Here is a 13,950-nt window from a genome sequence, read left to right on the forward strand (position 1 = left end):
GTTCAAAACCGCTTCCCGAAGGGCGTCAAGGGGATATTCCGGCATATCCTGCCGCCTTCCCGTTCTCGGATCGATGCGTACAGCAATGCGCATATTGCTGCGCAGGAAGCTGACCGCACCCTCCAGCATTTCCACCAGGGTGCCCTCAATGCGTTTGCTGTCCAGGAAACGCCTTCCTGTTTCATCCACTTCCCCCATCTCGGTGCCTGGCACGCGGGACGCGATGATACTGAGCTGGGGGAAATAGGCCTGGGGATACAGGCTGAACAGCAGGACCGCTGTGAGGGTGAACTGCCCCTCCTTTTGCAGTCCGGTCAGCTCATAGAGCTGCTCCGCAGGAACTGAGGCGAAATTGGGGCGGTCCAGCTTGCGCTTCAGCAGATACTGCTCCAGCTGGACCTGATCCAGAGCGGAGGAGGAGATTCCCGCCACCGGTCGCAGATCGTCCCGGCTCCGCTTGCGGTAGGCCTCGTAGCTGTAGACCTCGTACTCGGTCATAGGCTTATCGGCATCGCCCACCCGGATGAAAGACCCCTTGAGACGGCCCCGCGCTGTTTTGAAGCAGGGGCGCTCCGCCAGATCCAGTGGGGGGATCTCCGCCGCCACAAACAGCATGGTCCCCTCTCCATAGACCGATAAAACAGGACGCACCACCGGGGTCATGGATTCACCCACCTCCATCAGTTTCTTTTGGAGGTCCTGGGCATCATAGACTCCAACCTTGGCAAACCCTTGTTTTTCATCCAGACCAAATAAAAGCATCCCGCCCTCATTCTGGTTGGCGAAGGCAGAAAACGTGTCATAGAGCCGCTCCGGACATCCCTTGTTGGCGGCCTTGACCTCCAGGGTCTGTTCCTCGCAATTTCGCTGCTGAACTCTTAAAAGCAGTTTTCCAAATTCTTCTTCCAGCATAAGCACACTCCTTATTTAAGCCGCAAGAACATAAGAAAGAAAGGGGATAAGTAAGACTTTTCTTATATTAGTTCTTATGTTGTTATGTTCCTAGAAACATCATAACAGACAAGAGAAGAAAAATCAATCGAAAATGCACAATTCACCCGCAGAGAGCTGTACTCCCTGCGGGTGGGTTCTCTTTCTATTCACTTTACAGGTATAGTCCCGCCCGATATGTAACCATCACCCGATGCCCCGCCGCCGTCCGGTCCGCCCGCGCGAAACTCATATTTCGCGCGGGTATCATCTTCTTGACCATCTGGCCGCCCACGGAGCCGGCCTCGCGGCTGGTGAGGTCGCCGTTATAGCCCTCCTTCAGGTTGACGCCAACCTCGGCGGCAGCCTCCATCTTGAACTTATCCATAGCGGCACGAGCCTCGGGAACATTGATCTTGTTGTTGTTCTTGCTGGACATAGCAATTTCTCCTTTTCATCAATCATACTTGCTGATTTGCGTGCGGGTCCATTGGGTATCGCGAGCATAGTTTGACTCGAACCGTCGGGAATATCCGTTTTTTCCGCCGGAAATTTTTGTGAACCATACACAGATATTCCGCCGCTTTTTCTGCCCCTTCTGAAAATGATAATATATAGTATATCTGTTTCACGCGCTCCTCATTTACATTTTTTTGCTCCCACGGGATATCCTATCCGCAAAGGAGTTGGTTGCTGTGGCTCGTCTGAGCACGTATTTCTCCCTGGAGGACGCCGCCGGAAAACACGACGCGGCACTGCTGAAACGGGAGCTGGACACCCTGCCGGGTGTCACCTCCGTCAGTGTCAGCGGCAACGGGTGCCTGGCGGTAGACTATGACACCTCCGGCGTCCGGCAGGAGCAGATCCTGCAAAAGGTTCAGGAACTTGGGTTTCAGCTGCGGGATCATCTGGACGGGGAGTAGAAAAACGGCGCGTGCCAAAGGCACGCGCCGCCGCTATTTTTCCTCTTCTCTGGGGCCGGGCAGATACTCCTCTCCCGCCGCCGTCATCTCCAGTTTACCGGCGGAGAGCTCCGTCAGCCTGGGAGCGAATGCCTCCGCTCCCCCGGCGGGAAAGGCAGCCCGCAGCCTCACATCCGCACCGTAAACCGTGTCCCGCACCACGCCGCCGCAGGCGGCGATGTCCAGCTTGACCCGCTCCAGCAGCGGATACGTACAGGGAACCTCCCACAGCGTCCACAGGCTCACCCGGCACACCCCCGCCGCATCCAGCGCGTCTTTTGCCCCCCGGGTATAGGCCCGGGTCAGACCTCCGGCTCCCAGCAGGATGCCGCCAAAATACCGGGTCACCACACAGCAGACGTTGGTGACCTCTTGGCGCTGGAACACATTCAGCATAGGCTGTCCGGCGGTGCCCTGGGGCTCGCCGTCGTCGGAGTAGCGGACGGCCCCGTCTTTCAACAGGTAACACCAGCAGTGGTGGCGGGCGTCGTAATACTGTTTCCGGACCGCCTCCAGATGGGCCCGGGCCTCCGTCTCGGTCTCCACCCGCCAGAGATGGCTGATAAAGCGGGAGCGCTTTTCCGTGAACTCGCCCTCGGCATCCCCGAAGGGCACACGATAATCAGACATAAGCAGCACCTCATTTCGGGGGTTGTTTTTTACGCATGCGCAAGGGGCTTCCTGAAAGCCCTGTAGGGTCGGCTATCAGCCGCCCGTCTCCCAACGAACACCGGATTTCCCTTTGGACGGGCGATTGATAATCGCCCCTACGCGCCGAATCTCCCTTGGGGCGGGCCTGCCGCGCCACCGGTAAACGGCCTCATGATTGGAGGTCCTCCGAAGGGGGCAGCATATCCCGCACATCGGTCCGGCCCGCCAGATAATCCAGATTCACCTGAAAATGGTCCGCCAGGGCAAGAAAAACCGAATAGCTGGGGAATCCCTCTCCATTTTCCACTCTCTGATAATTCCGAAGCGTAATATCGATTGCTCTGGCAACGCGCTCTTGTGATTCATTCCGCTCTTTTCGAAGTTCTTTTACTCTCTGTCTAATTTCCATCTGATAACTCCTTGACAGGGATGCAAATTTATGTTAATATTAACGTATTCTTTTCGACGCACTTAAGGGAGGTACACAATGTCCGATTTCATGCTCTGGCTCCACGCCAACTATATCCGTCCCCAGCTGGACGCCGTCCCTCCGGAGGATTACAGTGCCCATTTCGACCTTGTAAAAAACGAGCTGCCGCCCTTTGCCTGGGAGGAATTGGACAAATGCCTGGAGTTCACCGCCATCCACGCCTTCGCCCTGGGCTTCCGCACCGGAAAGGGACTGGCCTGGCATATTCCCGCCGGGTCTCCCGAGGCTCCTTCCTCTGAGCCGAGGGTGGCCCGCCTCACTCCGCGATAAAGGGCTCCATCCGTCCCAAAGTCCTGGGGCCGCAGACCGCCGTCACAGCGATGGTCTCGCCGTACTCCACATTCTCCACCTTGGCCTCCCGGTACAGCGTGTCCACCAGGCCGCCTTTGTCGTAAGGGATATGGAGCACCACCCGCCGGACGCCCTTGTCCAGCTTCCGGCCGATCAGCTCCAGAAGTCTCTCCACACCCTCGCCGGTTTTGGCGGAGATGGCGCAGATGTCCTCTCCGTGGGGCATAATCTCCCCCACAGGAAGCCGGTCATACTTATTGAACACGTCAATACGGGGCAGCTCCCCGGCGCCCAGCTCGGCGATCAAACTCTCCACCACCTGGGCCTGGAGCTGCCACTCCGGGTTGGACACGTCGATGACGTGGAGCAGCAGATCGGCGTACTCCAGCTCCTCCAATGTGGCCTTGAAGGCCTCCACCAGCTGGTGGGGGAGCTTTCGGATAAAGCCCACCGTGTCAGAGAGCACCACGTCCAGGGTATCGTCCACCGCCAGCAGGCGGCTGGTGGTGTCCAGGGTGTCAAAAAGGCGGTTGTTGGCCGGGATACCCGCCCCGGTGAGGCGGTTTAACAGCGTGGACTTTCCGGCGTTGGTGTAGCCCACGATGGCCACCACCGGAATTTCGTTCTTCCGCCGCTGCTGGCGCTGGGTGCCCCGCACCCGGCGCACGTCCTCCAGGTCATCCCGGAGCTTGTCGATCTTCCGCCGGATGTGGCGGCGGTCCGTCTCCAGCTGGGTCTCGCCGGGACCCTTGGAGCCGATGGGCCCCTTGCCGCTGGTGCCCGCCTGGCGCTCCAGGTGGGTCCACATGCCCGTGAGCCGGGGCAGCAGGTAGCGGTACTGGGCCAGCTCCACCTGGAGGCGGCCCTCCTTTGTCTGGGCCCGCTGGGCGAAGATGTCCAGAATCAGCCCGCAGCGGTCCAGCACCTGGACGCCCAGCAGGTCCGTCAGCACCCGCTGCTGGGAGGGGGAGAGGTCGTTGTCGAAGATGACCATAGTGGCCTCCACATTCTCGCAGTAGAGCTGCACCTCCGCCACCTTCCCCTCGCCGATGAAGGTTCGGGGATCCGGCGCGGGGCGGTTTTGGAGCACGATGCCCACCGTCTCGCCCCCGGCGGTCTCCACCAGGGCAGAGAGCTCCTCCATGGTCTCCTCGCTGGCGTTCTCCTCTTTTTTCAGCACCGGTGAGTGCAGACCCACCAGCACCACTTTGTCTCGAATTTCTTCTGTTTGCCGCATAATACCTCTTTATTGATTGGGAATGGGGCGTTTGAAATCCGTCCCGTTCTCCGCGCCCCAATCCCAATTTCTGTTTTTCAGAAGCGGTATTCACCGGCGCTGAACGCCTGTCAATACAGCTTCTCAGCCGGCGGAGTAGGCCTCCACAATCTCGCCGGTGTAGATCCGGTGCCAGCCGCCCTTCTCGCCATAGTAGGGAAGGATTTTCTCCTGTCCGGCTACGACGCACTCCGGCTCCATGTCCTGGACGTACAGCTTCCGGCACACCAGCACAGCCTCTGCCTCCTCAAAGAAGGGGGCGTCTCCGGCTCCATAGCGGACCGTCAGTCCGCACTCCTTGATTTTATCCACATCCCGGCCGCTCCTGGAGCCGCAGAGGGCCATGGTCTTCTTTTCGCCCTCCGGCAGGACGGATACCGTGAAATAGTCCTGATCCTCCATAAATTGATAGGTGTACCGCTCCGGGCGCACATAGACGGTACACACCGGCAGGTTCCACAGCCGGCCCGTCTGGCACCAGCCGATGGTCATGGTGTTGCAGCTCTTCCGGTCTCCGGCGGTCAGCAGGGCGTTTTGGGCGCTGAAGGCTTGGAGCAGTTCGGAGGCCAGCTCCTTGGGGTCCGCAGGGTGCAGTTTCACAGTTACCAGCTCCTCTCAAATAAACGCATATCCAGTATATGCGCTCCGGCGGAAAAAGTAAACACCAAAGCACAAAGAAAAAGGGCCTGCCGCAGCAGACCCTTTTGCGCACTTCTCACTTGTCCAGGCCAAAACGCTTGTTGAACTTGGCCACGCGTCCGCCGGTATCCACCAGCTTCTGCTTGCCCGTGAAGAAGGGGTGACACTTAGAGCAGACTTCCACCTTGATATCCTTCTTGGTAGAACCTGTCTCAATCACATTACCGCAGGCGCATGTAATCGTAGTCTGCTGATAATTGGGATGGATTCCTTCCTTCATTGCTCTCGTTCACCTCTTTCGCTTCCAGACTACCTCTGAAAAGCTTTCACCTCACAAAGGCGATAATTAGTGTACCACAGGGAAATCAGAAATGCAAGTCTTTTTCTGCTGAAAATCGAATTTTTTTCAAAATCCGGCAAACAGGCGGGAGATTGTGCCGGTTTCCTCGACCTGGGGAAAAATCTATGGTATACTGTTGTTCATTGGCATCTCGCCGGAAAGGAAGGTTTTTCATATGTGGGCGGACAAGAGCGTATTTTATCAAATTTATCCTCTGGGCTTCTGCGGGGCTCCCAGAGAGAACGACGGCGTCCCAGCCAGCCGCATTGGCAAGATCGGGGACTGGGCGGAACAAATCCGGCGTTTGGGAGCGGACGCGGTGTACCTCTCCCCCGTCTTTGAGAGCGACCGCCACGGCTACGACACCCGGGACTACCGGAAAATCGACTGCCGCCTGGGTACCAACGAGGACTTCGCCAGAGTCTGCGAGACTCTCCACAGCCACGGAATCCGGGTGGTGCTGGATGGGGTGTTCAACCACGTGGGCCGGGGCTTCTGGGCCTTCCGAGACGTGCAGGAGAGGAGATGGGACTCCCCCTACAAGGACTGGTTCCACATCAATTTCGACGGCAATTCGGGCTACAACGACGGCTTCTGGTACGAGGGCTGGGAGGGCCACTACGAGCTGGTGAAGCTGAATCTGCGGAACCCGGCGGTGTCGGACTACCTGCTGGAGTGTGTGCAGTTCTGGGCGGACAGCTTCGGCATCGACGGCCTGCGGCTGGACGTGGCCTACTGCCTGGACAAGGACTTCCTACGCCGCCTGCGGCAGTTCTGCGACGGACTGAAACCGGAGTTCTTTCTGCTGGGGGAAACCCTCCACGGGGACTACAACCAGTGGGTCAACGGCGAGATGCTCCACTCCTGCACCAACTACGAGTGCTACAAGGGCCTTTACTCCGCACTGAACTCCATGAACCTCTTTGAGATCGTCCACAGCCTCAAGCGGCAGTTCGGCCCGGAGCCATGGACGCTGTACAAGGGAAAGCGCCTGCTGTGCTTTGCCGACAACCACGATGTCACCCGGGCGGCCTCCATCCTGCAAAATCCCGCCCACCTGCCGCTGATGTACGGCATCCTCTTCGGAATGCCTGGCATCCCCTGCGTCTATTACGGCAGTGAGTGGGGCGCTCTAGGGGACAAATCCCAGGGGGACGACGCCCTGCGGCCCTGCTTTGACGCACCCCAGTGGACGGATTTGACAGACCGGATCGCCGCCATGATAAAGGCCCACCGGGAGAGCGAGGCGCTGTGCCTCGGGGATTTCCATGAGCTGGTGCTCACCAACCGGCAGACCGTGTTCCAGCGCCGGACGGACAGCGAGCGGGTACTGGTGGCGGTAAATGCCGACGGTGCGCCTTACACGGCCCACTTTGACGCCGGCTGCGGCCGGGCGGTGGACCTCCTCACCGGAAAGCTCCACGACTTCGGCGGCGGCAGTGAGCTGCCCCCTTACAGCGTGGCCTATTGGAAGTGCGAGCGGTAAATCCCAGTGCAAAAGAGCCCCGGCGGACAGATGTCCCCGGGGCTCTTTTGTCACAGGTCCAGGGCCTCTCTCAGGTCCGCCAGATACTGCCGCTGCTGCTTTTTGAGATACACCGCTGCAAAGGGGCGCATCCAAGCCCTTTTCGGTGTCACATCCTCGGTAAAAGTCACGGTGCAGCCGCCGGCGGCGGGAAGAAACTCCCCCGTCCAGCGGCCCTTTATATTTTTGTTCTCCAGGTCAAAGGCCCAGTAATGGGGCGGCTCCAGCCGGGTAACTGTGAAGGTTGTGGCAAAGCCGTCCCCCGTGTACTCCACAAAAGCCATCTCGCCGGCAGTCTCCACCCGCGCCACATCGCTCCGCCAGTCCTGACGGGAGAGGTCCGTCACCGTCTCCCAGACCCGCTCCACAGGACAGGCCAATTTCGCCGTGATACACAATCTTGGCATATTACACCTCCACAGCCTCTCCCGTGTGCAGAAAGTACAGCACTTTCCGGGCCACCGGCCTCTCCAGCACCTGCTCCAGCGCCCGGCTGTACGCCTCCAGCTGGGGACGGTAGTGCTCCGCGCGGCGGCGGATATCATCCGCTGTCCGGACGTGGTCAGTCTTGAAATCCACCACTGTCACCCCCGCGCCGGTTTCAAAGCAGCAGTCCACCACGCCCTGAAGGAGCATGGCCTCCTCCGCCGGCGCCTTGGGGTCATAGTACCGGGCCTCCATCAGCAGCGTAAAGCGGTACTCCCGCAGGACATTTTTTCCGCTCCGGATCTCCTCCGCCAGGGGCGAGATCAGGAACCGCTCCAAGGCCGGGATATCCACCGCCGCCGCCTGTTCTGCCGTCAGCAGCGCTTTCTTCTCCATAGCCGCCACCTGGGCCGCCGCATCTGCCGTTCCGAAATCCAGGTACTGGAGCGCCAGATGGACAGCAGTGCCCCGCTCTGCCGGCGTCAGGCCATGGCTCTCCTGCCGGAATTTCGGCTGGGACAACGGCCGGAGATAGGGCGTGTGGGCGGCGTTTTCCGCAATCTCCTCATCCAGAGCCCGGCCTTTGAGCTGCGTGGCGGTGATCTTGGCGGGAAGGCGGGTCTCCCGGCTGTGGGGATATGTAAATTCCAACAGACCCGGATCAAAGTCCCCGGTCTCCGCCGTCTCCCCCTCCCTGGACAGGCCGGCGGCGGTGTGAGGATGGAAGTCCTCACTGTCATGGATGAACACCTGCCAGGACACGTCGCCTCCGGCATAGGGCACCGCCCCCTCCGCCTCCGCAAAAGACCGCAGGGGTGCCGCCTCAGGACGGCACAGCAGGGGCAGCAGCAGCCAATCCCCAAAGGACTTCGCCGATGCCGCCGTCTCCGGCAGAACCGGACATGAGGCCATGGCGCAGAGCTTTTGCAGCCGCCCTTCCGCATGGTACATGGCGTCCACCAAAATCAGCTTCTCCTTGGGCCGGGTCATGGCTACGTACAAAATCCTCTGCTCCTCCGCCAGATTCTCCCGCCGCAGCTTCTCCTCCACCGCCCGCCGGGCCAGGGTAGGATATTGGATTTTCCGCTCCAGGTCCACCCGCCGGGGCCCCAGGCCCATCTCCGGATGGACCAGCACCGGCGTGTCAAAGTCCTGCCGGGAGAAGGCGTGGTCCAGGTCCGCCAGGATGACGATGGGGAACTCCAGGCCCTTGGATTTGTGGATACTCATAAGCCGCACGCCGTTCGCCGCCGCCGCGGAGGAGGCGGCAGGGGCCTCCCCGGCCTCCAGCAGCCGCCGCAGATGGGTCACAAAGGCAAAGAGCCCCCGGTATCCACCGCTCTCAAACTTCTCCGCCTGCCGGCTCAGGGCAATGAGGTTTTCCCGCCGCTCCACGCCCCGGTCCATGGCGCCGAAAACACCCAGGACGTTCAGCGTATTGTAGATGTGCCACACCAGCCGGTGAACATCCATGTCCCAGGCCGCCTGCCGCAGGGCCGCCAGGGTCTCCAGAAAGGCGGCGCAGTCCGCCCCGCCGTCGGCCTTCACCGCATCGTAGAAGTCCCCCTCCCTAACTCCGCCGCGGATCTCCGCCAGCCGGTCCGGCGTAAAGCCAAAGAGAGGCGAGCGCAGCACGGCGATCAGCGGCACATCCTGCCGGGGGTTGTCCACCAGGGACAGCAGGGCCACCATCACGGAAACCTCCATGGTCTCGAAGAAATCCTCGCTCTCGTCAAAGGAGCAGGGCACATCCCGCTCCGCCAGCGCCTGTGCAAAGGCGGCCAGCCGGCTCCCGGGGGAGCGCATCAGGATCACAATATCCTCCGGCCGGCAGGGGCGGAAGGTCCCGTCCTCCTCCGTCACGGGGTATCCCTCGTCCAGCAGCCGCCGGATGCGCGCCGCCACAAACCGGGCCTCCGCCGTCAGCTTTTTCACCGGGCGGTCGTTCTCCGCAGACCGCTGGCGGGCGGAGATCAGGTGAAATTCCGTCTGGCAGTCCCGGCGCTCCGGGTAGTAGGCCGCGCCAAAGTGAAGGGCCTCGTCCTCCCCGTAGGCCATCTCCCCCATCTCCGGAGAGAGGATGTTGGCAAAGATAAAGTTGGCCGCATCCAGAATCTCCCGCCGGGATCGGAAGTTTTTGGACAGGAGGATCTTCCGCTCCTCTCCCTCCTCCGCCTCCTCCCAGGGCTTGAAGCGTTCGTACTTCTCCAGGAAGATGGTGGGGTCCGCCAGGCGGAAGCGGTAGATGCTCTGCTTCACATCCCCCACGGTGAAGATGTTCCGCCCGTCTCTGGATACGGCCCGGAAGATGGCGTTTTGCACCTCGTTGGTGTCCTGGTACTCATCCACCAAAATCTCCTGATACCGCCCCGCCACCTGCTCTCCCAGCTCTGTGGGGCCGCCCTCCGGCCTCACCAGCAGCGCCAGCGCCAGGTGCTCCTGGTCAGAGAAGTCCGCCGCGTTCAGCCGCAGCTTCTCCACCCGGTAGGCCTCGCCGAAATCCGCTGCCAGCGCCAAAAGGGCCTCCATGGCCGGGGCCACGGCCCGCAGGTCCTCCATGGCCTCCTCCCCGCTGACATCCAGCAGGCCCAGAATCTTTTTTGTCTCCGCCTTGCAGCTGTCCCAGACCTGCTTCAGGGCGGTCACCTCCGGGTCGTCCTTGCGGCCCCTGGGGGTATTCAGCCGGGGGAAGGTGATCTCCGGCGCCGCCCGGCGGGCAGCCTCCCAGGTCTCCGCCTCCCCCAGAGCCTGAAATCCCCAGGCGGCGGCGAGAAATTTTTCACCGTAGCCGGAGGAGAGGGCCGCGTCGTCCTCGGTCCGCAGCGCCCAGCGGCGGAGAAGCTCCGCCCAGTGGAGGGCTTTTCGACGAATGAAGCGCAGCAGCTCCCCGGCGTAGGGGGTGCCGTCAAAACCACCCTCCAAACGGGACCAGGCCTCCCGGCTCTCTGCGAGCCAGCGGTCCGGATAGGCGTGGCTTTGCAGCTTTCCGTAGACCTCCAGCACCAGCGCCGCAAGGCGCGAGTCGCCCCGCCCCGCCCCCAGGGTGTCGGCCAGGAGCTCCCGTCCCGGGGTCAATCCATCGTAAAACTGTTCCAGGACCCGCTCCAGCACCCGCTGGCGGAGAAGCTTTGCGTCGCTCTCGTCCAGCACCCGGAAGTCCGGCGTCAGGGCGTGGCGGTCCCCCTCCCGGGCCAGGAGATGGGTATTTTCCCGCAGCAGGGCTGCGCAAAAGGCGTCTACCGTCTTGATGTCCGCCTGATACACCCGCAGGAGCTGGCGCTTCAGGTGCCCGTCCCCCGGGTTCTCCGCCAGACGCTTCGTCAGCTCCGCGGCGATCTTGCTCCGCAGCTCCGCCGCCGCGGCCTTGGTATAGGTGATAATGAGGAAGTCATCTACATTGCAGTGCTCCTCCGTCACACATCGGAAGAGCCGCTCCACCAGCACCTTGGTCTTGCCGGAGCCTGCGGCGGCGGACACCAGGAGGCTGCCGCCCCGGTTCTCCACCACGGCCCGCTGCTGGGGGGTCAGTGTGAGCTTTGCCATGTCATCCCTCCTCTTCCTCGATCTCCCGCCAGAAGTCCTCGGTCTTCACCGGCAGGATGTAGCGCAGGTGGTCGCCGTCCTGTCCGTCCTGAAAGTGGCAGGCACTGGCCCACTGGCAGTATTTGCAGTAGCTGTCATCCTCGCCGCGGCACCAGGGGTCGGCATCGATGTCGCCCTGGCGCAGCTCCCGGGCGATGTCGCGCAGCTGCCGCTCCACGTACTTTCCAAGTTTGCCCAGCCGGGCCGCCGAGGCAATGCTGCCGGAGAGCTCCCCCTTCCGGTTCACCCGCAGGGGCAGATACCGGGGCTCCTGCAAGGCGTCGTGCTCCATGGCCTGGAGCACCGCCGGCTCCGCCAGCAAGAGCCCTGAGCGGCGAAGCTGCTTTTCCCGCTCGCTTTGCAGCTTCTCCGGGGTAACGTTCCGCTCCATAGAGAGGATCTCCTCCCTGGCGGGAAGATAGAGCACCCCCGCCGGCTCGATCTCCCTGCCGAAGCGGGCCGTGCCCTCCTTTTGCAGTGTGAAGAGGTACAGCAGCATCTGGATATCCAGTCCCATCCGCACCGCCGAGAGGTCAAAGGCCTTCCGCCCGGACTTGTAATCCACCACCCGGAGATAGAGCTTATTGTCCTTTACCCAGCCGTCCACCCGGTCCACCTTGCCGCCCACGCGCAGCTCACCGTCGGGCTCAGAGACCACCACAGCGGGCAAAACGCCGCCGTCCCCGAAAGAGAGCTCAAACTCCAGAGGGATGAAATCCGAGTGCCGCAGCTCCTCTGCCACCTGCTCCACCACGGCATAGGCCGTGTTCCGCAGCCGGGCGAAGAGATACCGGAACCGGGCGCTCTTACCCGCCAGGTCCGGCAGCTCCTGGGCGGCGTATTCCTCGATGTACCTCCGCACCAGGGCGCGGAGCTCCTCCCGCTCCACCCGGGCAAAGCCCCCCTGGGCCAATACATCCCGGGTGACGTTCTCCAACAGGTAGTGGAGGAAAGTGCCGATCTGGGGCGCGTCAAAGGCGGCTGGAGTCCGGGGCTTTGCCCGCAGGCCGTACTCCATGAAATAGGCAAAGTGGCAGGACCGCATCCGCTCCAGCCGGGAGGCGGACATGGCCGCCCGTTCACCGTACAGCGCCCGCACCGCCCCGGGGGACAGCGTCCCCCGCCGCAGCCGGGAGGCCCGCTCCATAGCCTCCAGCCGCCTGGAAAAGGCCGGATTTCCCGCGAAGTAGTTCCACAGCGTCCCACCGGGGGCGCTGCCCGCCGTCTCCAGCGCCGGGAGCGGGGCCGCCAGGCGGTACTCCCGGCCGCCGCTCTCCTTTTCCACCCGCAGGCGTGGGAACAGCGTCCGCAGCCGTCCCACCACAAAGGCAGGGCGCAGCTCCGCCCCGGCCACATCCGCCGCCGGATAGCTGACCGTCAGTCCCAGCCTGGGCTGGGCCAAAGCGGCATAGAGGTTCTGGAGCTCGATGCCCATACGGTCCATGCCGGCGGGGGCCAGCTCCACGCCCCGCTGGGCCAGCTCGTCCCGGTCGTCGCCATTGAGGATGCCGCCCCCCTGGCCGGGGGAGGGCAGGACATGGTCGTTGGCCCCCAGGAGAAAGAGGTACTTGGCCGTGTGCCGGTCATTCCGGGTGATCTCGCTGACGGACACCTGGTCCAGCGACACGGGGATCGTCCCCACGCTGTACTGGGTCATCACCTGCCGGAACAGCCGGGTGAACTCGTCCAGACCCATGGGCTCGCCGCCCAGAATCTCCACAAACTGGTCCAGCACACCGCAGAGAATCTCCCACAGCTGGGCAGTTTCCTCCGCGCTTTGAAGCCGCCCCGCGGCGGCCTGGGAGCGCATCTGGGCCTCCAATGCATCCTGAAGGCTCAGCTCCTCCATAAAACCGTACAGCGCAGCGATCTTCTCCCCCGCCGTCTCTCCGGCCCTCAGCCCCTCCGCCAGGCGGGCCAGGGGGCGGCGCACCCGGCGGCGCAAGCCGTTGACCCGGTCCAGCTGCGCCTGCCGTCCATCGTTCCAGGGCACGCCGTATCCGTCCGGGTTTTCCGTCCAGTCCACATCCCGCAGCCACATCCCACCGTGGATCTCCCACTTGAGAACGTAATTCTCCAGCAGGTCACATTCCTCCGGCGTCAATCCAGCCAATCCGGTCTTGAGCCAACGGAACATATCGTCGTACTCATACCCGCCGCCGATGGCAGCCAGCACGCCGGTGAGAAGACTCACCGCCGCCCTCTCCAGCACGTCGCTGCGGCGGCTCAGGTAGGCCGGGATGCCGTACCGCTCGAACACGGTCTCGATCGTCCCGGCGTAGTCCGCCAGGTTCCGGGCAGCCACGGTGATGTCCCGAAAACGGCATTTCCCTGCCGCCGTCAGACGCAGGATGTCCGCCGCCGTCTGCTCCACCTCGGAGAAAACTGTGTCCGCCTCCCGGAGGCGGATGGCGCCGCACTCCCCCGAAAAAGGCAGATTCTCACCGAAAAAGCACCGTTCCAGATGGCCCAATGCCGTGTCATCTGCCGCCGCCAGCTCCCGGATCTCCACACGGCAGCCATTTTGCTCCGCCAGACGGCGGAGCCGCTCCAGGGTCTTGAGGGAGGGCTCGAAGATCTCCTCCCGGCTGCCCAGCTCCCCCAGCAGCGTGACGGTGACAGACCGGGCCTGCCGCAGCAGCACCGACAGCACCCGCCGCTCCTGGGCGTTGAAATAGGTAAAGCCGTCGATGAAAATGTCCTTCCCGCCGGCGTAGCCGGAATCCTCCAGGTGGTCGCAGAGCTTGCTCATCCGGTCCCGGGCGTCCAGGCCGGGGCGGTGAAGGCGGGCCTCGTAGGCCCCGTACAGCAGGCTCAGGTCCCGGAGCTTGTCCCGGG

Annotated in this window: 12 protein-coding genes and 1 pseudogene; 3 read left to right on the top strand and 10 right to left on the bottom strand. The window is 62.4% G+C overall.

All coding sequences use genetic code 11. The features are described from left to right. The coding region (locus tag QZ326_RS06835; RefSeq protein WP_295743019.1) for a helix-turn-helix domain-containing protein at positions 1–912 on the bottom strand (912 nt) is incomplete at its 3' end. Positions 913–1,195: 283 nt separating this feature from the next. After that, positions 1,196–1,369: pseudogene (locus QZ326_RS06840) on the bottom strand (alpha/beta-type small acid-soluble spore protein); the annotation flags it as partial. A 256-nt stretch (positions 1,370–1,625) separates the two neighbouring features. On the opposite strand from QZ326_RS06840, the gene QZ326_RS06845 reads away from it, so the two are divergent. After that, positions 1,626–1,853, top strand: a complete 228-nt coding sequence (locus QZ326_RS06845) for a heavy-metal-associated domain-containing protein (RefSeq protein WP_295743022.1) — start codon at positions 1,626–1,628, stop codon at positions 1,851–1,853. Between the two features lie 33 nt (positions 1,854–1,886). Here QZ326_RS06845 and QZ326_RS06850 read toward each other — a convergent pair whose 3' ends face one another. Both QZ326_RS06850 and QZ326_RS06855 read right to left on the bottom strand, forming a co-directional pair. Beyond that, the gene (locus tag QZ326_RS06850; protein ID WP_295743024.1) at positions 1,887–2,522 is read right to left on the bottom strand and encodes a YigZ family protein; all 636 of its coding nucleotides are present in this window, start codon (positions 2,520–2,522) and stop codon (positions 1,887–1,889) included. Between the two features lie 190 nt (positions 2,523–2,712). Further along, complete coding sequence (locus tag QZ326_RS06855) at positions 2,713–2,952, bottom strand: helix-turn-helix domain-containing protein (protein ID WP_295743027.1); 240 nt, start codon at positions 2,950–2,952, stop codon at positions 2,713–2,715. Between the two features lie 78 nt (positions 2,953–3,030). On the opposite strand from QZ326_RS06855, the gene QZ326_RS06860 reads away from it, so the two are divergent. Next, positions 3,031–3,303: a hypothetical protein gene (locus tag QZ326_RS06860; RefSeq protein WP_295743030.1), complete on the top strand. Its 273-nt coding sequence runs from the start codon at positions 3,031–3,033 to the stop codon at positions 3,301–3,303. Here the strand turns inward: QZ326_RS06860 and hflX are convergent. The 3 genes from hflX to rpmE all read right to left on the bottom strand — a co-directional run bounded on the left by hflX (position 3,290) and on the right by rpmE (position 5,519). Beyond that, positions 3,290–4,561 carry a GTPase HflX gene (gene hflX, locus QZ326_RS06865; protein WP_295743032.1) on the bottom strand — a complete coding sequence of 424 codons (1,272 nt, stop codon included), beginning with the start codon at positions 4,559–4,561 and terminating at the stop codon, positions 3,290–3,292. The two genes, QZ326_RS06860 and hflX, sit on opposite strands and share 14 nt — an antisense overlap. A gap of 123 nt (positions 4,562–4,684) precedes the next feature. Further along, entirely contained in the window at positions 4,685–5,200 is a 516-nt protein-coding gene (locus tag QZ326_RS06870) for a flavin reductase family protein (protein WP_295743035.1), read from the bottom strand. A 115-nt stretch (positions 5,201–5,315) separates the two neighbouring features. Further along, entirely contained in the window at positions 5,316–5,519 is a 204-nt protein-coding gene (rpmE, locus tag QZ326_RS06875) for a 50S ribosomal protein L31 (protein WP_016321164.1), read from the bottom strand. Between the two features lie 235 nt (positions 5,520–5,754). Here rpmE and QZ326_RS06880 point away from each other — a divergent pair, with 235 nt between their 5' ends. Then, a complete protein-coding gene (locus QZ326_RS06880) occupies positions 5,755–7,065 on the top strand; it encodes an alpha-amylase family glycosyl hydrolase (RefSeq protein WP_295743038.1) in 1,311 nt (436 codons plus the stop codon). A 50-nt stretch (positions 7,066–7,115) separates the two neighbouring features. Here the strand turns inward: QZ326_RS06880 and QZ326_RS06885 are convergent, their stop codons facing one another. The 3 genes from QZ326_RS06885 to QZ326_RS06895 form a co-directional block, all read right to left on the bottom strand. Continuing rightward, a complete protein-coding gene (locus QZ326_RS06885) occupies positions 7,116–7,511 on the bottom strand; it encodes an SRPBCC family protein (protein WP_295743041.1) in 396 nt (131 codons plus the stop codon). 1 nt (position 7,512) lies between these two features. Beyond that, positions 7,513–11,073 carry a helicase-exonuclease AddAB subunit AddA gene (addA, locus tag QZ326_RS06890; protein WP_295743044.1) on the bottom strand — a complete coding sequence of 1,187 codons (3,561 nt, stop codon included), beginning with the start codon at positions 11,071–11,073 and terminating at the stop codon, positions 7,513–7,515. A 1-nt stretch (position 11,074) separates the two neighbouring features. Next, positions 11,075–13,950, bottom strand: a 2,876-nt coding sequence (locus QZ326_RS06895; protein WP_295743047.1) for a PD-(D/E)XK nuclease family protein, incomplete at its 5' end; no start/stop codon positions are given.

Source organism: uncultured Oscillibacter sp. (assembly GCF_910587525.1).
Lineage (GTDB): Bacteria > Bacillota > Clostridia > Oscillospirales > Oscillospiraceae > Oscillibacter.